This is a genomic window from Kineococcus haloalkalitolerans (assembly GCF_050871905.1).
Classification (GTDB): Bacteria; Actinomycetota; Actinomycetes; order Actinomycetales; family Kineococcaceae; genus Kineococcus.
In genome coordinates this window covers 1-18,388 of the sequence record NZ_JBJLSH010000039.1, presented here as the reverse complement: position 1 = coordinate 18,388, position 18,388 = coordinate 1, and the positions used below count along the sequence as shown (strand labels likewise).

16 protein-coding genes are annotated in these 18,388 nt (G+C 78.2%); 12 read left to right on the top strand and 4 right to left on the bottom strand.

What is annotated here, in order from left to right:
* Positions 1–24: 24 nt before the first annotated feature.
* Positions 25–1,377: a phosphoglucosamine mutase gene (glmM, locus tag ACRYMY_RS14885; RefSeq protein WP_432548033.1), complete on the top strand. Its 1,353-nt coding sequence runs from the start codon at positions 25–27 to the stop codon at positions 1,375–1,377.
* 53 nt (positions 1,378–1,430) lie between these two features.
* Complete coding sequence (locus tag ACRYMY_RS14880) at positions 1,431–2,567, top strand: GNAT family N-acetyltransferase (RefSeq protein ID WP_432548032.1); 1,137 nt, start codon at positions 1,431–1,433, stop codon at positions 2,565–2,567.
* Between the two features lie 8 nt (positions 2,568–2,575).
* On the opposite strand, the gene coaA is transcribed toward ACRYMY_RS14880, so the two are convergent.
* Positions 2,576–3,574: a type I pantothenate kinase gene (gene coaA / locus ACRYMY_RS14875; RefSeq protein ID WP_432548031.1), complete on the bottom strand. Its 999-nt coding sequence runs from the start codon at positions 3,572–3,574 to the stop codon at positions 2,576–2,578.
* Between the two features lie 112 nt (positions 3,575–3,686).
* Between coaA and glmS the strand changes: the two genes are divergently transcribed.
* From glmS to tsaB, 7 genes are all read left to right on the top strand, one after another.
* The gene (glmS, locus tag ACRYMY_RS14870; RefSeq protein ID WP_432548030.1) at positions 3,687–5,582 is read left to right on the top strand and encodes a glutamine--fructose-6-phosphate transaminase (isomerizing); all 1,896 of its coding nucleotides are present in this window, start codon (positions 3,687–3,689) and stop codon (positions 5,580–5,582) included.
* A 100-nt stretch (positions 5,583–5,682) separates the two neighbouring features.
* Complete coding sequence (locus ACRYMY_RS14865; protein ID WP_432548029.1) at positions 5,683–6,042, top strand: holo-ACP synthase; 360 nt, start codon at positions 5,683–5,685, stop codon at positions 6,040–6,042.
* Entirely contained in the window at positions 6,039–7,526 is a 1,488-nt protein-coding gene (locus ACRYMY_RS14860; protein WP_432548028.1) for an NAD(P)H-hydrate epimerase, read from the top strand. Before ACRYMY_RS14865 ends, ACRYMY_RS14860 begins: the two co-directional genes overlap by 4 nt.
* Positions 7,527–7,545: 19 nt before the next feature.
* Complete coding sequence (gene alr, locus ACRYMY_RS14855; RefSeq protein ID WP_432548027.1) at positions 7,546–8,826, top strand: alanine racemase; 1,281 nt, start codon at positions 7,546–7,548, stop codon at positions 8,824–8,826.
* Complete coding sequence (locus tag ACRYMY_RS14850; protein WP_432548026.1) at positions 8,823–10,061, top strand: alpha/beta fold hydrolase; 1,239 nt, start codon at positions 8,823–8,825, stop codon at positions 10,059–10,061. The genes alr and ACRYMY_RS14850 overlap by 4 nt, the downstream gene beginning before the upstream one ends.
* Positions 10,058–10,624: a tRNA (adenosine(37)-N6)-threonylcarbamoyltransferase complex ATPase subunit type 1 TsaE gene (gene tsaE / locus ACRYMY_RS14845; protein ID WP_432548025.1), complete on the top strand. Its 567-nt coding sequence runs from the start codon at positions 10,058–10,060 to the stop codon at positions 10,622–10,624. The genes ACRYMY_RS14850 and tsaE overlap by 4 nt, the downstream gene beginning before the upstream one ends.
* 9 nt (positions 10,625–10,633) lie before the next feature.
* Positions 10,634–11,347 carry a tRNA (adenosine(37)-N6)-threonylcarbamoyltransferase complex dimerization subunit type 1 TsaB gene (gene tsaB / locus ACRYMY_RS14840; RefSeq protein WP_432548024.1) on the top strand — a complete coding sequence of 238 codons (714 nt, stop codon included), beginning with the start codon at positions 10,634–10,636 and terminating at the stop codon, positions 11,345–11,347.
* A 6-nt stretch (positions 11,348–11,353) separates the two neighbouring features.
* Here the strand turns inward: tsaB and ACRYMY_RS14835 are convergent, their stop codons facing one another.
* Positions 11,354–12,097, bottom strand: coding sequence for a FadR/GntR family transcriptional regulator (locus tag ACRYMY_RS14835; RefSeq protein ID WP_432548050.1), 744 nt, complete (start codon positions 12,095–12,097; stop codon positions 11,354–11,356).
* 253 nt (positions 12,098–12,350) lie between these two features.
* Here ACRYMY_RS14835 and ACRYMY_RS14830 point away from each other — a divergent pair, with 253 nt between their 5' ends.
* Together ACRYMY_RS14830 and ACRYMY_RS14825 are read left to right on the top strand one after the other, a co-directional pair.
* Positions 12,351–13,826, top strand: coding sequence for a GntP family permease (locus ACRYMY_RS14830; protein ID WP_432548023.1), 1,476 nt, complete (start codon positions 12,351–12,353; stop codon positions 13,824–13,826).
* The gene (locus tag ACRYMY_RS14825) at positions 13,823–15,388 is read left to right on the top strand and encodes a gluconokinase (RefSeq protein WP_432548022.1); all 1,566 of its coding nucleotides are present in this window, start codon (positions 13,823–13,825) and stop codon (positions 15,386–15,388) included. The genes ACRYMY_RS14830 and ACRYMY_RS14825 overlap by 4 nt, the downstream gene beginning before the upstream one ends.
* Before the next feature lie 19 nt (positions 15,389–15,407).
* On the opposite strand, the gene ACRYMY_RS14820 is transcribed toward ACRYMY_RS14825, so the two are convergent.
* Positions 15,408–16,595: an alpha/beta hydrolase family protein gene (locus tag ACRYMY_RS14820; protein ID WP_432548021.1), complete on the bottom strand. Its 1,188-nt coding sequence runs from the start codon at positions 16,593–16,595 to the stop codon at positions 15,408–15,410.
* Between the two features lie 88 nt (positions 16,596–16,683).
* Between ACRYMY_RS14820 and rimI the strand changes: the two genes are divergently transcribed.
* Positions 16,684–17,163 carry a ribosomal protein S18-alanine N-acetyltransferase gene (gene rimI, locus ACRYMY_RS14815; RefSeq protein WP_432548020.1) on the top strand — a complete coding sequence of 160 codons (480 nt, stop codon included), beginning with the start codon at positions 16,684–16,686 and terminating at the stop codon, positions 17,161–17,163.
* Here rimI and ACRYMY_RS14810 read toward each other — a convergent pair.
* The gene (locus ACRYMY_RS14810; RefSeq protein WP_432548019.1) at positions 17,149–18,225 is read right to left on the bottom strand and encodes a class I SAM-dependent methyltransferase; all 1,077 of its coding nucleotides are present in this window, start codon (positions 18,223–18,225) and stop codon (positions 17,149–17,151) included. The two genes, rimI and ACRYMY_RS14810, sit on opposite strands and share 15 nt — an antisense overlap.
* Positions 18,226–18,388 lie beyond the last annotated feature (163 nt).

Genomic DNA, 18,388 nt, shown 5'->3' with positions numbered 1-18,388 from the left:
GACCGCGAGGGGGAGGACGACGGCGTGGGACGACTGTTCGGGACCGACGGCGTGCGGGGGCTGGCCAACGTCGACCTCACGGTCGAGATGGCGGTGGGCCTGTCCGTGGCCACGGCCGGGGTGCTCGGCGCCGAGCGCGGCGGGCGGACGACGGCCCTCGTGGCGCGCGACCCGCGCGCCTCGGGGGAGTTCCTGTCCGCGGCCGTGACCGCCGGGCTGGCCAGCGCCGGGGTCGACGTCCGCGACGTCGGCGTCGTGCCCACGCCCGCCCTGGCCCACCTCGTGGACGCCTGGCGCGCCGACTTCGGCGTCATGCTCTCCGCCTCGCACAACCCCATGCCCGACAACGGGCTGAAGGTGTTCGCGCGCGGCGGCACCAAGCTGCCCGACCGCGTCGAGGACGCCATCGAGGCCGAGTACCGCACGGGCGTGGAGCACCGGCCCACCGGCGCCGAGGTCGGCCGCGTGCGCCGCGGCGACGCCGTCGAGCGCGAGGCCGTGGACACCTACGTCGCGCACGTCGTCGCCTCCCTGCCGCACGACCTGTCCGGCCTGCACGTCGTCGTCGACTGCGCCCACGGCGCGGCGAGCACCGTCGCGCCGCGCGTGCTCGCCGAGGCCGGGGCCCGCGTCACGGCGATCAACGCCTCCCCGGACGGGCTGAACATCAACGACGGGGTCGGCTCGACCCACCTGGGCCCGCTGCAGCGCGCCGTGCTGGACCTCGGCGCCGACGCCGGCATCGCCCACGACGGCGACGCCGACCGCTGCCTGGCCGTGGACGCCACCGGCGAGGTCGTCGACGGCGACCAGATCATGGCCGTGCTCGCGCTGGCGATGAAGGAGCGCGGCGAGCTGCGCGAGGACACCCTCGTCGCCACCGTCATGAGCAACCTGGGCCTGCGCCTGGCCATGCAGCGCGAGGGCGTCACCCTGGTGGAGACCGCCGTGGGCGACCGCTACGTGCTGGAGGCCCTCGGCCGCGGCGGGTGGAGCATCGGCGGGGAGCAGAGCGGCCACGTCGTCCTGCCCGCGCACGCCACCACCGGCGACGGCGTCCTGACCGCCGTGCACCTGCTGGCCCGCGCGGCCGCCACGGGCCGGTCCCTGGCCGACCTGGCCGGGGTCGTGCAGCGGCTGCCGCAGGTGCTCGTCAACGTGCCCGGCGTGCAGAAGTCCCGCGCGAGCAGCGACGCGGAGCTGCTGGCGGCCGTGCGCGCCGCCGAGGAGGAGCTGGGCTCCACCGGCCGGGTCCTGCTGCGCCCCTCGGGCACCGAGCCGCTCGTGCGGGTCATGGTGGAGGCCGCCGAGCAGGAGCAGGCCCAGGCCGTCGCCGACCGCCTGGCCGTCGTCGTGCGGGAGCGCCTCGCGCTCTGAGGCGCGGCGAAAACCGCTGGTGCCGCCGCGGGCCGCGGTGGTGCTCTGGGCGGGTGGACGCCACCGACCCCGCGCTGCGCGTGGAGCGCACCGCCACCGACGACCCCGACCGCGGCGCGTGGCTGGCCGCCTCCTTCGACGACTGGTACGACGTCCTCGTCGCCGGCCAGGCCGTCGGGCGCACCGACCCGGCCCCCTGGCAGCGCGCGGAGCTGCGCGCCGAGACCGAGCGGGGCCGCGCCGACGCCGTCGTGCACCGCCTGCTGCTGCGCGCCGGTGACGAGCCGGTGGCCGCCGCGGAGCTGCTCCTGCCCTCGCTGGACAACACGGGCACCGCGTACGTCGCGGTGACGACCGCGCCGGCGCACCGCCGCCGCGGCCTGGCCACCCGGCTGCTCGCCGAGGCCGTCGAGGTCGCCGCCGCGGCCGGGCGCGGCACCCTGCAGGCCGACGTCGACGTGCCCCCCGCGGGCCCGGCCGCCGAGCGCGAGCGCGTCGCGGCCACCTGGCCGGGGGTGCTCGCCGCCCGCGCGTGGGGCTTCGTCCCCGGTCTGGAGGAGGCCCGCCGCCAGCTCGACCTGCCCGTGGCCGAGGAGGTGCTGCGCCGGTTGGAGGAGGAGGCGCTGCCGCACGCCGCCGGCTACCGGGTGCGCACGGTGCGCGGCCCGGTCGACGACGCCGACGTGGACGCCGTCGCCGCCCTCATGGCGCGGATGAGCACCGACGCCCCGCAGGGGGAGCTGACCGTCGAGCCGGAGCGCTGGGACGCCGCCCGGGTGCGCGAGGGGGAGGCGCTGCGCGCCGCGCAGGGCCGGAGGCAGTGGCTGGCGCTGGCGCAGGCGCCCGACGGGTCCCTGGCCGGGTACACGATGCTCGTGCAGTCCGCGCACGAGCCGGAGCGGCTGCTGCAGTGGGACACCCTCGTCCTGCGCGAGCACCGCGGCCACCGGCTGGGCCTGCTGCTGAAGCTGGCGTGCCTGCGGGTGGCGACCGCCGACGCCCCCGACGCGCGCCGGGTCTCGACGTGGAACGCCGTGTCCAACGCTCCGATGATCGCCGTCAACGAGGCGATGGGCTTCCGCTGGGACGAGACGAGCGTGGACCTCGAGGCGCCGCTGGCGACCGTGCGGGCGGCGCTGGCCGCGCGCGCCACCAGCGGCGTCGGCACCACCGCCGGCGCACCGGCCTGACGTCCCCGCTACAGCTTGCGCAGCCGCACCTGCTGCACCGCGTGGTCGGGCCCCTTGCGCAGCACGCAGGTGGCCCGGCCGCGCGTGGGCCGCACGTTCTCGGCGAGGTTCGGGCCGTTGATGTCCGCCCAGATGCGCTCGGCGCGCTCGACGGCCTGCTCGTCGCTGAGCGCGGCGTAGCGGCGGAAGTACGACTCGGGCCGGGAGAACGCCGTGCGGCGCAGCTCCAGGAAGCGCGACACGTACCAGCTGCGCACGTCGTCGGTGCGGGCGTCGACGTACAGGGAGAAGTCGAAGTAGTCGCTGACGGCCACGCCCTGGGTGCCGTCGGCGCGCACCCGCGCCGGCTGCAGCACGTTCAGGCCCTCGAGGATGAGCACGTCGGGGCGGCGCACGACCGCCTCCTCGCCGGGGACGATGTCGTACGTCAGGTGCGAGTAGACGGGGGCGCGCACCTCCGCCGCGCCGGACTTCACCCCGGAGACGAAGCGCAGCAGCGCGCGCCGGTCGTACGACTCGGGGAACCCCTTGCGGTGCAGGATCCCGCGCCGCTCCAGCTCGGCGTTGGGCAGCAGGAAGCCGTCGGTGGTCACCAGCTCCACGCGCGGGGTCTCCGGCCAGTGCGACAGCAGCTCGCGCAGGATGCGCGCGGTGGTGGACTTGCCCACGGCCACCGACCCGGCGACGGCGATGACGAACGGGGTGCGCTGGGCCCGCTCGCCCAGGAACGTGGAGGTGGCCGCGTGCAGGCCGCCGGTGGCCCGGTCGTACAGCGTCAGCAGCCGGCTCAGCGGCAGGTAGACCTCCTCGACCTCGCGCAGGTCGATGCGGTCGCCGAGGCCCCGCACGCGCGCCAGGTCCTGCGCGGTGAGCGTCATCGGGGTGGAGTCGCGCAGCCGGCTCCACTCGTCGCGGTCGAGCACGACGTACGGCGAGGGCGCCTGCCCGTGCCCCTGCCCGTGGTCCTCGGTGACCGGGACGGCGGACGTGCGGCCGGCGGTGCTCACCGGCGGCACGGTACCCCGTGCGGAGCAGCGCACCGCTCACCCGCTGCGCCCAGCGGGTGCCCCCGGTGTCGACGGACCGTGAGGGCCGGTGCCCCGCCGTACGCTGCCCCTCATGTGCGGGATCGTGGGTTTCGTCGGGCCGGGTGCGGGCGCCACCACCTCGGGCGAGCAGCTGGAGGGGTGCGCCGTCGTCCTGGAGGGGCTGCGGCGCCTGGAGTACCGCGGGTACGACTCGGCGGGCATCGCCGTCGTCACGCCCGACGGGGTGGACGTGCGCAAGCGCGCCGGCAAGCTCGCCAACCTCGTCGAGGCGCTGGACACCGAGCCGCTGCCGTCCTCGCCGACCGCGATCGGGCACACCCGCTGGGCCACCCACGGCGGCCCCACCGACGTCAACGCCCACCCGCACGTCGGCACCGGCGGGCGCGTGGCCGTCATCCACAACGGCATCGTCGAGAACTTCGCGGTGCTGCGCGCCGAGCTGGAGGAGGCCGGCGCCGACTTCGCGTCCGAGACCGACACCGAGGTCGTCGCGCACCTGCTGGCCGCCGCCTACGGGGGCACCCGCACCGGGGACGGCCCCGGCGACCTGGCCGAGGCCATGCGCCGCACCTGCGCCCGCCTGGAGGGCGCGTTCACGCTGCTGGCCGTGCACGCCGACCACCCCGGCACGATCGTCGGCGCGCGCCGCAACTCCCCGCTCGTCGTCGGCCTCGGCGACGGCGCCAACTACCTCGGGTCCGACGTGGCCGCGTTCATCGCGCACACCCGCGACGCGCTGGAGCTGGGCCAGGACCAGGTCGTCACCATCACCCCCGACGACGTCGTCGTCACCGGCTTCGACGGCCGGCCCGCGCAGGGCAGGCGCTACCACGTGGACTGGGACGCCTCCGCCGCCGAGAAGGGCGGGTTCCCCAGCTTCATGGCCAAGGAGATCCACGACCAGCCGCAGGCCGTGGCCGACACGCTGCTGGGCCGCACCGACCCCTCCGGCCGCCTCGTCCTGGACGAGATGAAGATCGACGAGGCCGACCTGCGCAGCGTCGACAAGATCGTCGTGGTGGCGTGCGGGACGGCCGCCTACGCCGGGCAGGTCGCCAAGTACGCCGTCGAGCACTGGTGCCGCATCCCGGTCGAGGTGGAGCTGGCCCACGAGTTCCGCTACCGCGACCCGGTGCTGTCCGAGCGCACGCTCGTCGTCGCGATCTCCCAGTCGGGGGAGACGATGGACACGATCATGGCGGTGCGGCACGCCCGCGAGCAGGGCGCGAAGGTCCTGGCGATCTGCAACACCAACGGCTCGACGATCCCGCGCGAGGCCGACGCGGCGCTGTACACGCACGCCGGCCCGGAGGTCGCGGTCGCCTCGACGAAGGCGTTCCTCGCCCAGATCACCGCCTGCTACCTGCTGGGCCTGTACCTGGCGCAGCTGCGCGGGAACAAGTTCGCCGACGAGGTCGGGGTCGTCCTCGAGCAGCTGCAGGAGATCCCCGACCAGCTGCGCCAGGTCCTCGAGGGTCTGGAGCAGGTGCGCGAGATCGCCCGCTACATGGCCGACACCCGCTCGGTGCTGTTCCTGGGCCGGCACGTCGGCTACCCGGTGGCGATGGAGGGGGCGCTGAAGCTGAAGGAGCTGGCGTACATCCACGCCGAGGGCTTCGCGGCCGGTGAGCTCAAGCACGGGCCGATCGCGCTGGTGGAGCCCGGCCAGCCGGTGTTCGTCGTGGTCCCCAGCCCGCGCGGGCGCGACTCCCTGCACGCGAAGGTCGTCTCCAACATCCAGGAGGTGCGGGCCCGCGGCGCGCGCACCCTCGTCATCGCCGAGCAGGGCGACACGGCCGTCGAGCCGTACGCCGACGTGGTCATCCGCGTCCCGCAGACGTCCACGCTGCTGTCGCCGCTGCTGGCCGTGGTGCCGCTGCAGGTGTTCGCCTGCGAGCTGGCCACCGCCAAGGGCCTGGACGTCGACCAGCCGCGCAACCTGGCCAAGTCCGTCACCGTGGAGTGACGCCGCGCCGCCCCGGCACCGGGGTCCCGGCCCGCGGGACCCCGGCGGCGGGGGCGCCGCACCCCCGTGGGACGGTGCTGCCCTGCCGGAGGGGGCGAGCATGATCGTCGGAGTGGGGATCGACGTCGTCGACGTCGCGCGGTTCGCGCGGCAGCTGGAGCGCACGCCCCGGCTGGTCGACCGGCTGTTCGGGGACGGCGAGCGCGGGCTGCCCGCCGAGTCGCTGGCCGCGCGCTTCGCCGCCAAGGAGGCCGTCGCCAAGGCCCTGGGCGCCCCCGTGGGGCTGGTGTGGACCGACTGCAGCGTCGAGCGCGAGGACGGCCACCGCCCCGAGGTCGTCGTGCGCGGCAGCGTCGCGGCCCGCGCCGCCGAGCTGGGTGTGCAGCGCTTCCACCTGTCCCTGTCGCACGACGCCGGCATCGCCTCGGCGGTGGTCGTCGCCGAGGGCGGCCTGCCGTGATCGGCGCCGCCACCGCCGCGCAGGTGCGCGCCGCGGAGGCCGCCGTCGCCGCGCGGCTGCCCGCGGGCACGCTCATGCAGCGGGCCGCGACGGCGCTCGCGGTCGAGTGCGCCGGGGCGCTGCGCGCGGCGGCCGGCGGGGTCAGCGGGCGACGCGTCGTCGTCCTGGCCGGTGCGGGCGACAACGGCGGGGACGCGCTGTTCGCCGCGGCCCTGCTGGCCCGCCGCGGCGCCGGGGTGCTCGTGCTGCTGACCTCCGACCGCTCCCACGCCGCCGGGCTGGCCGCCGCCCGCGCCGCCGGGTGCCGCGTCCGGGCGCTGACCGCCGCCGACACCGCGCCCGGCGGTGCCTGCGCCGGCGCGGACCTGCTGCTCGACGGGGTGGTCGGGATCGGCGGGCGCGGCGGGCTGCGCGCCCCGCTGGACGCGCTGCCGGCGACCTCGGCCGACCGGGTGGCCGGTCCCGTCGTGGTGGCCGTGGACCTGCCCAGCGGGCTGGACGCCGACACGGGCGCCGTGACCGGGACCGTGCTGAGCGCCGACCTCACCGTCACCTTCGGCACCGCCAAGCCCGCCCACCTGCTCGGCCCGGCCGCCGGGCGCTGCGGGCGCCTGGTCGTCGCCGACATCGGCGTGGCCGGTGAGCTGCCCGAGCCCGTCGTGCGCCGGATCGAGCCCGCCGACGTCGCGGCCGCGTGGCGGCGGCCCGTGCCGGGCGACGACAAGTACTCCCGCGGGGTCGTCGGCGTCGTCGCCGGCGGCCCGGACTACACCGGCGCGGCCCTCCTGGCCGTGGACGCGGCGGTGCGCGCCGGCGCCGGGATGGTCCGCTACCTCGGCCCCGAGCACCCGGCCGAGCTCGTGCGCCACCACCGCCCCGAGGCGGTCCCGGGCGCCGGCCGGGTCCAGGCGTGGGTGCTGGGGCCGGGGGTGTCCCCGGACGACGAGGAGCAGCAGGGCCGTGTCCGCGCGGCGCTGACCTCGGGGGAGCCGGCCGTCGTCGATGCGGGTGCCCTCGCGGGCCTGCCCCCGCAGCTGGGGCCCGCCCACGTGCTGACCCCGCACGCCGGGGAGCTGTCCCGGCTGCTGGGCCTGCTCGGCGAGGACGCCGACCGCGCCGCGGTGGAGGCCGACCCGGCCGCCGCCGCGCGCCGCGCGGCCGACCTGACCGGCGCGACCGTCCTGCTCAAGGGGACCGTGACGACCGTCGCGGCCGTCGACGGGCGGCTGCTGACGGCGGCCGCCGCGCCGCCGTGGCTGGCGACCGCCGGGGCCGGCGACGTGCTGGCCGGGCTGCTGGGCACGATGCTCGCCGCCCGCGCCGCCGAGCTCGGCGAGCACCCGGAGCGGGCCGCCGACGTCGCCGCGGCCGCGGCCGTGCTGCACGGGCGGGCCGCGGCCCTGGCCAGCGCCGGAGGACCGGTGGCCGCCGCCGACGTCGCCGAGGCGCTGCCCGCCGCGCTCACCTCGCTGCCCGGCTGGTGAGCGCGGGTACGGTCGCAGCGTGAGCTCGTCCACCGCCGCGCCCGCGGACCCGTCCGAGCGCTCGCCGGAGCCCGCGCCCGCGCCGTCGCCCGAGCCGTCCACCGGGCTGCCCGCCGAGGCGGTCGTCGACCTCGACGCCGTGGCCGCCAACGCGGCGCTGCTGCGCGGGCGGCTGGGCGGCGCCGAGCTGATGGCCGTCGTCAAGGCCGACGGGTACGGGCACGGGGCCGTCCCCGCCGCCCGCGCCGCGCTGGCCGGCGGCGCCACCCGCCTCGGCGTCGCCCACGTCGCCGAGGCCCTGCAGCTGCGGGCCGCCGGGATCGAGGCGCCCGTCCTCGCGTGGCTGCTCGTGCCCGGCACCGACCTGCGCCCCGCCGTCGCGTCCGGCGTGGAGCTGTCGGTCGCGGCCGGCTGGGCGCTGGCCGCGGCCGTCGCCGCGGCCCGCGCCACCGGCCGCGCCGCCCGCCTGCACCTGGAGGTCGACAGCGGCATGTCGCGCGGCGGGGCCTCGCCGCACGAGTGGCCGCAGCTGCTGGACGCCCTGGCCGCCGCCGTCGCCGAGGGCGCCGTCGAGGTCGTCGGCACGTGGGCGCACTTCGCCAGCGCCGACGAGCCGGACGACCCGGGCGTGGGCGCCCAGCTGGACGCCTTCACCGCCGCGGTCGCCACCGCCCGCGCGCGCGGGGTGGACCCGGGCCTGCTGCACCACGCCAACTCCGCGGCCGCGCTGCTGCTGCCGCGCTCGCGCTTCGACCTGGCCCGCTGCGGGCTGGCGCTGTTCGGCCTGACCCCCGCCCCCGCGCGGGCGTCCGCCGCCGAGCTGGGGCTGGTGCCCGCCATGACGCTGACGGCGCGGCTGGCGCACGTGCGCCGCGTGCCCGCCGGGGCGGGGGTGTCCTACGGCGCGACGTGGACGGCGCCGCGCGCCACGACCCTCGGCCTGGTGCCGCTGGGGTACGGCGACGGCGTCCCGCGGCACGCCTCCTCCCGCACCGGCGCCGACGGCGCGCCCGCCGGTGGGCAGGTCCTCGTCGGCGGGCACCGGCGGCCCGTGGCCGGGCGCGTGTGCATGGACCAGTTCGTGGTGGACCTGGGCCCCGACGACGACGCTGCTGCGGGCGACCCGGTCGTCGTCTTCGGCGCCGGGGCGGCCGCGGGCCGGCCGCTGGAGCCCACCGCCCAGGACTGGGCCGACGCCGCGGGCACCATCTCCTACGAGGTGGTCACCCGCCTGGGCCCGCGCGTGCCGCGCCGGCACGTCGGCCGCCTCGCCGGTCCGGCGGCGGGGGCGGGCTCGTGAGCCTGGTCTCCCGGCGCCTGCGCCTCCTGCCGGCGCGCCCCCGGCGCGGGCGCGACATCACGCCCCTGACCGGGTCGGCGCGCGAGGTGGAGACCGACGACGGCGCCCTGCTGCACGTGGAGGTCGACGAGCTCGACGAGACCGGCGGAGCCGGCGCTGCGGGGGCGCCCGGTCCCGGGCGGGCGCCGGGGGAGGAGCCCGCGCCCACCGTCGTCCTGCTGCACGGCTACGGGCTGTCCGCCGACGCCTGGCACTTCCAGCGCCGCGCGCTGCGCGGGCGCTACCGCCTCGTCCTGCCCGAGCACCGCGGGCACGGGCGCTCCGGGCGCGGACCGGCCGGCCCCGTCACCGTCGAGCGCGTGGCCGACGACCTGGGGCAGGTCCTCGACGCCGTCGTGCCCGAGGGTCCCCTCGTGCTCGTCGGGCACTCCCTCGGCGGGATGACGATCATGGCGCTGGCGGTGCGCCGGCCCGACCTGCTGGAGCGCGTGCGCGGCGTCGCGCTCGTGGCGACCAGCGCCGGCGGGCTGGCCGGGTACGACCACGGCCTGCCGCTGCTGGGCCGCCACCTCGTGCGCTGGGCGGAGCTGCTGCTGGCCCGCGCCGCCGGCCGCACGGCGCTGCTGGAGCGCGGGCGCAAGGTCGGCGCCGACGTGGAGCAGCGCCTGGTCCACCACTGGTCCTTCGCCTCGCCCGTGCCGCCGGAGGTGTCGCGGTTCGCGGCGCGGATGATGGCCGGCACGACGGTGGAGGTCATCGCCGACCTGCTGCCCGCGTTCAGCACCCTGGACCTGCACGGGTCGCTGGCCGCGCTGTCCGGCCGCCCGGTCCTCGTCGTGACCGCCGACCGGGACCTCATGACCCCCGCCGACCACGGCCGCCGCATCGCCGACGCGGTCGAGGGCGCCGAGCACGTCCTCGTCCGCCGCGCCGGGCACCTGGTGATGCTGGAGCACCCGGGGATCGTCACGGCGCGCCTGGAGCGCCTGCTGGCCCGCGTCGCCGGCCGGGCCGTCGTCCCGCCCGCGCGCGCCGCCCGTCCCGCCGACCCCCGCGCCGGGGAGGTGCGCCACGCCGGGCACGTGCCGGGCGGGCGCGGGCACGTGGGGCACGTGGGTCACGTGGCCGGGCGCCCCGGCGGTGGCGTCCCCGGCACCGGGCACGTCGAGCGGGGCGGCCCGGCGCCCCACGAGGTGGTCGTCCCCGACGTCCGGGCGACCGGGAGGCACCCGTGAGCGAGCGCACGAGCAACGGCGAGCTGCCCACGCCGGAGGCGACCGCCGCGCTGGGCCGGCGGCTGGGCGGGCTGCTGCGCGCCGGCGACCTCGTCGTCCTGGCCGGCGACCTGGGCGCGGGCAAGACGACGTTCACGCGCGGGCTGGCCGACGGCCTGGGCGTGCGCGGGCCGGTGACCTCGCCGACCTTCGTCATCGCCCGCGTGCACCCCTCCCTGGTCGGCGGCCCGCCGCTGGTCCACGTGGACGCCTACCGGCTCGGCTCGCTGGCCGAGGTCGACGACCTGGACCTGGACGCCTCCGCCGGGCAGGCCGTGACGGTCGTGGAGTGGGGCAGCGGGATGGTGGAGGAGCTGGCCGAGGACCGCCTGGAGGTGGACCTGCTGCGCCCGCACGGCGCGACGGCCGGCGCCGGGGACGCCGGGGACGCCGGGGACCCCGCCGGCGCGGAGCTCGGCGTGCCCGTCGAGCCGCGCGCGGTCCGGCTGCGGGCGGTCGGCGGGCGCTGGGCCGGGGTCGACCTGGCGGCCCTGCTCCGCCCCGGCCCGGACGCGGCTCCCTAGACTCCCCGCGTGCTGCTGCTCGCCCTGGACACCGCGACCGACGGCGTGGCCGTGGCCGTCTGCGACGGCGAGCGGGTCCTCGCCTCCCGGCGCGCGGGCGACGCCCGCCACCACAACGAGGTCCTCGCGCCCACGGTCGCAGCCGTGCTGGCCGAGGCGGGCGCTGCGCGCGCCGACGTGACCGACGTGGCCGTCGGGGTGGGCCCGGGCCCGTACACGGGGCTGCGGGTCGGGCTGGTCACCGCGCAGGCGCTGGCGCTGGCGTGGGGCGCTCGCCCGCACGGCGTGTGCTCCCTGGACGCGATCGCCGCGGACGCCGTGGAGCGCGGGACCGTGCGCGCCGGGGCGGGGGAGCCGGTGGACTTCCTCGTCGCCACCGACGCGCGCCGCCGCGAGGTGCACACCGCCCGCTACCGCCTGGACCCGCCCGGCGACGGCGGGGAGGCGCTCGCGGGCCTGCACCGCACCGCCGGCCCGGACGTGGTGGCGCCGGCGGCCGTCGAGCGCGGCGGGCTGCCCGTGGTGGGCCGCGGCACGCTGCTGCACCCGGACGCGCTGGGCCCGGCGGCGGAGCCGTTCGACGTGGACGCCGGGGCGCTGGCCCGGGTGGCGGTGCTCGCCCTGGCCGGGCGCACGAGCCTGCCGCTGCTGCCCGTGGAGCCGCTCTACCTGCGCCGGCCGGACGCCGTGGTGCCCGCCGGCCCCAAGCGCGTCACCGGCTGACGGCGCTCAGCCGCCGGGGGCGGCGGGAGCGGGCGTGGTGGTGGGCGTGGTGGCGGGCGTGGTGGCGGGCGTGGCGAAGGCCGCGGTCATCGCCGCGGTGGACTCGGTGACGATCTCGCGCATCGCCCGCTCGGCGGCGGCGGCGTCGCGGGCGCCGACGGCCTCGGCGACCTCGCGGTGCCAGCCGATGGCGCGCGCCAGCGGCCGCGCGGGCATGAGCCGGTGCTGGGTGCGCCCGGACAGCACCTCGGTGAGGGTGCCGGCGAGCGCGGCGAAGGCGTCGTTGCCGGTGGCGGCGAGCAGGGTGCGGTGGAAGCGCGCGTCGTGCTCGAGGTAGGCGGCCAGGTCGGGGGTGCGGGCGGTGACGCTCATCCCGACGACGGCCTCGACGAGGGCGCCGCACTGCTCGGGCGTGGCGCGGTCGGCGGCCAGGGCGGCCGCGACGGGCTCGACGGCCAGCCGCAGCTCGGACAGGGCCAGCAGCTGGGCGGGGCGCTGCGGGCCGGCCAGCCGCCAGCGCACGACGCGGGGGTCCAGGACCGTCCACCCCTCGGGCGGCTGGACGACGACGCCGACGCGGCGGCGGCTGGCGACCAGGTGCAGGGACTCCAGGACGCGGACGACCTCGCGGGCGACGGTGCGCGAGACGCCGTGGTCGCCGGCGATGCGCTCCAGGCCGAGGACGGTGCCGGGGGGCAGCTCGCCGTCGACGACGCGCCGGCCGAGGCGGTCCAGGACGCGGCCGTGCAGGTCGCCGTGCGGCTCGTCGTGCCCGTGCCCTTCCCCGTGCCCTTCCCCGCGCCCGTCCTCGCGCGCGTCCTCGTGCCCGGGGGTCGTCCCGGTGGGAGGCTCGTCGTCGTCAGGCACCCGGACATCCTGCCGGACCCGCTCGCCACGTCCCGTCCGTACACGAATCACGGCGTCGGGCTCGACAAGTACGACGAATAGGGCCGCGGGGTGGGCTAGGGTGCGCCGCCGAGACACCGCCGTCCCTGGAGGCACCGTGGACACCGTCGAACCCGCCTACGGCACCGGCACGCTGCTGCTCATCGCCGCCGCCGCCGTCGCCCTGCTGCTCCTGCTCATCATCCGCTTCAAGCTGCACGCCTTCCCGGCGCTCGTGCTCGTCAGCGCCCTGACGGCCGTCGCCACCCGCGTCCCCACCGGCGAGATCGTCGACACCCTCACCAGCGGGTTCGGCAGCACGCTGGCCAGCGTCGCCCTGCTCGTCGGGTTCGGCGTCATCATCGGCAAGCTGCTGGAGGTGACCGGCGGCGCCAAGGTGCTCGCCGACACCCTCATCGCCCGCTTCGGCGAGCAGCGCGCCCCGCTCGCGCTGGGCATCGCCTCGCTGCTGTTCGGCTTCCCGATCTTCTTCGACGCCGGCTTCGTCGTCTTCCTGCCGATCATCTTCGCCGTCGCCCGCCGCTTCGGCGGCTCCGTGCTGCGCTACGCCCTGCCCTCGGCGGGCGCCTTCGCGATCATGCACGCCTTCGTGCCGCCGCACCCCGGCCCGGTGGCCGCGGGTGAGCTGCTCGGGCTGGGCGCGAACATCGGCGTGCTCATCCTCGTCGGCACCGTGATCGCCGTGCCGACGTGGTTCGTCTCCGCGTACCTGTTCGGCCTGTGGGCGGCCAGGCGCATCGACGTGCCGCTGCCCGCGGAGTGGGCCGGGCGCGTCGCGGCCAACGTCGGCGGCGGCCAGGGCCGCTCGGCCGGCACCGGCGGCGCCCCCGCCACGGCGACCGGCGACGGGCCCGCGGCCAGCGAGAGCGACGACCTGCCCGGCCCGCCGCCCAGCTTCGGCACCGTCCTGTTCATCCTGCTGCTGCCGCTGGTCCTCATCTTCCTCAACACCGGCCTGAACACCCTGGCCACCGCGGGCACCGTCGACGGCGACGCCGGCTGGGTGCAGACCCTGCGGCTGATCGGGCAGACGCCCATCGCGCTGCTCATCGCCGTGCTCGTGGCGATGGTCGTGCTCGGCCGCGGCCGCTTCAGCCGCGGCAAGGTCGAGGACCTGGCCAACGGGGCCCTCGGCCCGGTGTGCGCGGTCATCCTCATCACCGGTGCCGGCGGCATGTTCGGCGGCGTCCTGCGCGCCAGCGGCATCGGCCAGGCGCTGTCGGACACGCTGGCCGAGACCGGGCTGCCCGTCATCGTCGCCGCGTTCGTCATCTCCCTGGGCCTGCGCGTGGCGCAGGGCTCGGCGACGGTGGCGCTGACCACGACGGCGGGCCTCATCGCCCCCACCGTCGAGGCCACCGGCGGGCTGACCACGCTCGACCTGTGCTTCATCGTCATCGCCATCGCGGCGGGCGCCACGGCCCTCAGCCACGTCAACGACTCCGGCTTCTGGCTGGTCGGGCGCTTCCTCGGCATGGACGTGCCGACGACGCTGCGCACGTGGACGGTGATGGAGACGATCATCGGCTTCGTCGGGTTCGGCCTGGCGTTCGTCGGCTACCTCGTCCTGTGAGCGGCCCCGCGGAGGGTCTCGCGGACGGGGCCCGCGACGTCGTGCTGGGCGTCGACATCGGCACCACCAGCACCAAGGTCGTCGCCTTCGACGTGCGCGGCGAGGCGCTGGCCCAGCACGCGGTCGGCTACCCGCTGGAGGAGCCGCACCCCGGGCACGCCGTGCAGGACCCGCAGCTGATCCTGCGGGCCGTGCAGGAGTCGGTGCGCGCCGTCGTCGCCGAGGTCGGCGCCGGGCGGGTGGCGGCGCTGTCCTTCAGCGCCGCCATGCACAGCCTCATGGGCATCGACGCCGAGCACCGCCCGCTGACCCCGCTGGTGACGTGGGCGGACACCCGCGCGGCCGAGCAGGCCGAGCGGCTGCGCGCCGGCACGGGCGGCCTGGCGCTGCACCGGCGCACCGGCACGCCCCTGCACCCGATGTCCCCGCTGCCCAAGCTCGTGTGGTTCCACGAGCAGGAGCGCAAGCTCTGCGAGAGCGTCAGCTTCTGGATCGGCGTCAAGGAGTGGGTGCTGCTGCACCTGGCCGGCGCGCTCGTCGTCGACCACTCCGTGGCCTCCGCCACGGGCCTGCTGGACCTGGCGTCGCTGCGCTGGGACGCCGAGGCGCTGATGCTCGCCGGGGTGCAGCTGGAGCAGCTGCCCGAGCCGGTGCCCACCACGCACGTGCTGCCCGGCCTGACCGCCGAGGGGGCCGCCGCCACCGGCCTGCCGGAGGACACCCCCGTCGTGGTCGGCGCCAGCGACGGGCCGCTGGCCAACGTCGGCGTCGGCGCCGTGCGCCCCGGGGTGGCGGCCTGCTCGATCGGCACCAGCGGGGCGCTGCGGGTGGTCGTCGATCGTCCCGTCGTCGACCCGCTGGGGCAGGTGTTCTGCTACGCCCTGACCCCCGGCCTGTGGGTGGTCGGCGGGGCGATCAACAACGGCGGCGTCGTCCTCGGCTGGGCCGGGGACACCCTCGCGCCCGACCTGGGCGAGGAGCCGCAGGAGGCGCTGATGGAGCTGGCCGGCCGCGTGCCGGCCGGCTCCGGCGGGCTGCTGATGCTGCCGTACCTGCTCAGCGAGCGGGCCCCGCACTGGAGCTCCCTGCCGCGCGGCGCCTACGTCGGCCTGACCCGCGCCCACCGCCGCGAGCACCTGGTGCGCGCCGCGGTGGAGGGCGTGTGCCTGCAGCTGGCCACGGTGCTGCAGTCCCTGCGGGCGGCGGGACTGGACATCACCGAGCTGCGCGCCACCGGCGGGTTCGCGCGCAGCCCCCTGTGGCGGCAGATGCTCGCCGACGCCCTGGGCACCGAGATCGGCTTCGCGGGCGGCTACGAGGGCTCTAGCTTCGGGGCCGCCCTGCTGGGCATGGAGGCCCTGGGCCTGGTGCCCGGCGTCGAGGTGGCCGCCGACCTCGTCGAGGTCGAGTCGCGCCTGCGGCCGGACCCGGCCGACGCGGCCGTCTACGCCTCGCTGCGGCCGGTGTTCGCCGAGCTGTACGAGGCGCTGGTGCCCACCTACCGCACGCTGCGGCGGCTGGCGCCGTCGCTGCCCCTGGACCGGGAGGAGCCGGCGGGCTGAGCGCGCTCGCGGCGCCCGCTCAGCGCGCCGCGTCCAGCTCCAGCAGCCAGCGCAGCCCCGGGTTGTAGACCATGGCGTGGCCGCCGTCGAAGACCACCGCGGTGGCGGCGGCCGACGCCAGGGTCGCCAGCACGGGCGGGTCGCCCTCGCCGAAGCGGGCGTCCGCCTCGTCGCGGCCGGCGACCTCGGGCAGCAGCCGCCCGTCCGCCGCGGCGGCCAGCGCCTCGGCGCCCACCCGGTCCTCCTCGTCGGCGAGCGCGTCGAACGCCTCCAGCCCCTCCACGGGCGGCACCGTCTCGTCCCGGATCCCGACCCCCAGGTACACGGGGACGGCGGCCTCCCGGGCGGCGCCGAGCACGGAGGCGGGGCTGCGCCCGGCGCACGAGTCGGCCGCCTCGCCACCGGCCGTCGGGTCCCCGCCGCACGAGGCGGCGATCTGGTCGGCGTAGTCCTCCTCCGGCCGCTCGTCGCGGTTGTAGGCGTACCAGCGGGTCAGGTCGTTGATCGGCACCCAGGACACCGCCCCGGCGAACCGGTCCGGGTGCCGGCCGGCCAGCAGCAGCGCCGTCGTCCCGCCGCCGGAGAACCCGACGACGTACACGCGCTCCGGGTCCACGCCGCCCTCGGCGACGGCGAAGTCGACGGCGTCCACCACGTCGGAGGTGGTCAGCGTCGAGCCGGTCGCCTCCGGGCGCTCGTTGACGCCGCGGAAGTCGGGGTGCACGAATCCCCACCCGGCGCGCTGGGCCCACCGCGCGTAGGGGATGCCGTTCTCCTGCGTCCAGTCGCTGCTCCAGGAGTGCACCGCCACCAGCAGCGGCGCGCCCTCCTCGGCCGGCGGCTGCCACAGCATGTCCTGCTCGACGCCGTCGACGCTGGAGACGACCGTCACCGGCTCGGCGTCCGTCTCGGCGGCCCAGCGGGCCAGCGGGTCGCCGGACGTCTCGACGTCGTCGGTGGTGGCGACCTCCACCGGCGCGACCTCGGGCACCTCGACGGCCGGGTCGCCGGGGCCGGCCGGTCCCGCGGCGGGGGCCGACGCGGTCGGGTCCTGCGCGTCCGCGGCCTCCTGCGGGCCGGAGCAGGCGGCCAGCGTCGCCACGAGCGCGCCCGCCAGCACCCCCGGCAGCCCCGCGCGCGCTCTGCGGCGGCACCGGGCGGGGACGGGGCCGGGCGGCCGGACGGTCGCGGTCGGTGCGGGCGCCATGCACCGATGGTCGCCGCGGGGGCGGCCGGGCGCAGCCCGGGACGGGCGCCGGAGCCGCCCGCCCGCGGCTCCGCGTAGCCTCGCGGGCGTGGAGATCCGGCCGATGCGGTGGTGGGACGTGGCCGCCGTGCACCGGCTGGAGCGCGAGCTGTTCGGCCCCACGGCCTGGTCGGCGGAGACCTTCTGGGGCGAGCTGGCCCACCCGGGCCGCACCTACCTCGTGGCCGTGGAGCCGGGTGGACCCGGCGACCCGGGCGGGGAGGAGCTGCTGGGCTACGGGGGCGTCGTCGTGCCCGGCGCGGACGCCGACGTGCAGACCCTCGGCGTCGCCCCCGGCGCCCAGCGGCGGGGCCTGGGCCGGGCGCTGCTGCGGCGGCTGGTGGCCGCGGCCCGCGACGGCGGCGCCACCCACCTGCTGCTGGAGGTGCGCGCCGACAACGAGCCCGCGCAGGCGCTGTACCTCGCGGAGGGCTTCCGGCGCATCGCCCGGCGCGCCCGCTACTACCAGCCCGGCGACGTCGACGCGCTCGTCCTGCGCGCGGACCTGCGCGGCTCAGCCGGCGGCTGACGCCCCGGCGGGGGAGACGACGAGGACGCTCTGGCGCCCGGCCACGCGGGTCAGCACGATGGTCGCCGCGCGCGAGCCGCGCAGGCCCAGCCGCCGCCGCAGCTCGTCGGGGTCGACGGCCGTGCCGCGCTTCTTCACCGTCAGCGGGCCCACGTCGAGGCCGCGCAGGTACGAGCGCAGCGGCTTGAGGCCGAACGGCAGGACGTCGTGGACGGCCCAGGCGCTCGCCAGCGGGGTGGTCACCGGCTCGTCGGTGGTGACGTAGGCGATGGTCTCGTCCAGCAGCCGGCCACCGACCCGCTCGGCGACGGCGCCCACGAGCCCGGCGCGCACGACCGCCCCGTCCGGCTCGTGCAGCCACGCGCCGACCGCGCCGACCGCGGCGGGCGGGCTGTCGCGGTCGTCGACCTCGTGCGCGGCGCCGTCCGCGGCCAGGAGCCGGGCGCTGCGCCGCACGCCCGGGCGGGCCAGCGGCCCGCACCACAGGGCGCACTCGACGACGTCGCCGGCCACGGACGTCCACTGCGCCTCGGCGCGCTCGGGCACCAGCTCGTGCGGCAGGCCGGGGGCCAGCTTGGCGCCCGTGGCGGCCACCCGCTGCGCGGTGGCCAGGACGAAGGACAGCGGCGGGCTGGTGGCCTCGGGGTCGAACAGGCGCCTGCCGCGCGCGGTGCGCCGGGCCGGGTCGAACCAGGCGCCGTCGCCGGGGCCGAGCTCGTCGACGACGCCGGCGGTGACGTCCGCGCAGCGCACCCGCGCGCGCCCGGGCCCGGCGGCGGCGAGGTTGGCGGCGGCGACGGCGGCGGTGAGGGGGTCGGCGTCCACGGCGAGCACGTCCAGGCCGGCGTCGACCGCCGCCAGCGCGTCGGCGCCGATCCCGCAGCCGAGGTCGGCCACGCGGCGCACCCCGGCGCCCGCGTACCGGGCGGCGTGGGCGGCGGCGACGGCGGCGCGGGTGGCCTGCTCGACGCCGGCGGGCGTCAGCAGCAGCTCGCGCCCGCGCGGGCCGAGCTTGGCGACGGCCTTGCGCCGCAGCCGGTCCTGGGTCATGGCCAGGGCCACCAGGTGCGGCTCGTGCCCCTCGCGGCGCAGCCGCTGCCCGAGGGCCAGCGGGTGGGGGGGGGGGGGGGGGGGGGGGGGGGGGGGGGGGGGGGGGGGCGGGGGGCGGCGCGGCGGGGGGGGGCGCGGCCGCCAGCCGCCGGCGGGCGACATCTGGCGCGCTGGG

Coding starts and splice junctions, on each gene's coding strand:
- ACRYMY_RS14820 (WP_432548021.1), bottom strand. CDS start 16,595: ATGGCGCCCGCACCGACCGCGACCGTCCGGCCGCCCGGCCCCGTCCCC.
- glmS (WP_432548030.1), top strand. CDS start 3,687: ATGTGCGGGATCGTGGGTTTCGTCGGGCCGGGTGCGGGCGCCACCACC.
- ACRYMY_RS14865 (WP_432548029.1), top strand. CDS start 5,683: ATGATCGTCGGAGTGGGGATCGACGTCGTCGACGTCGCGCGGTTCGCG.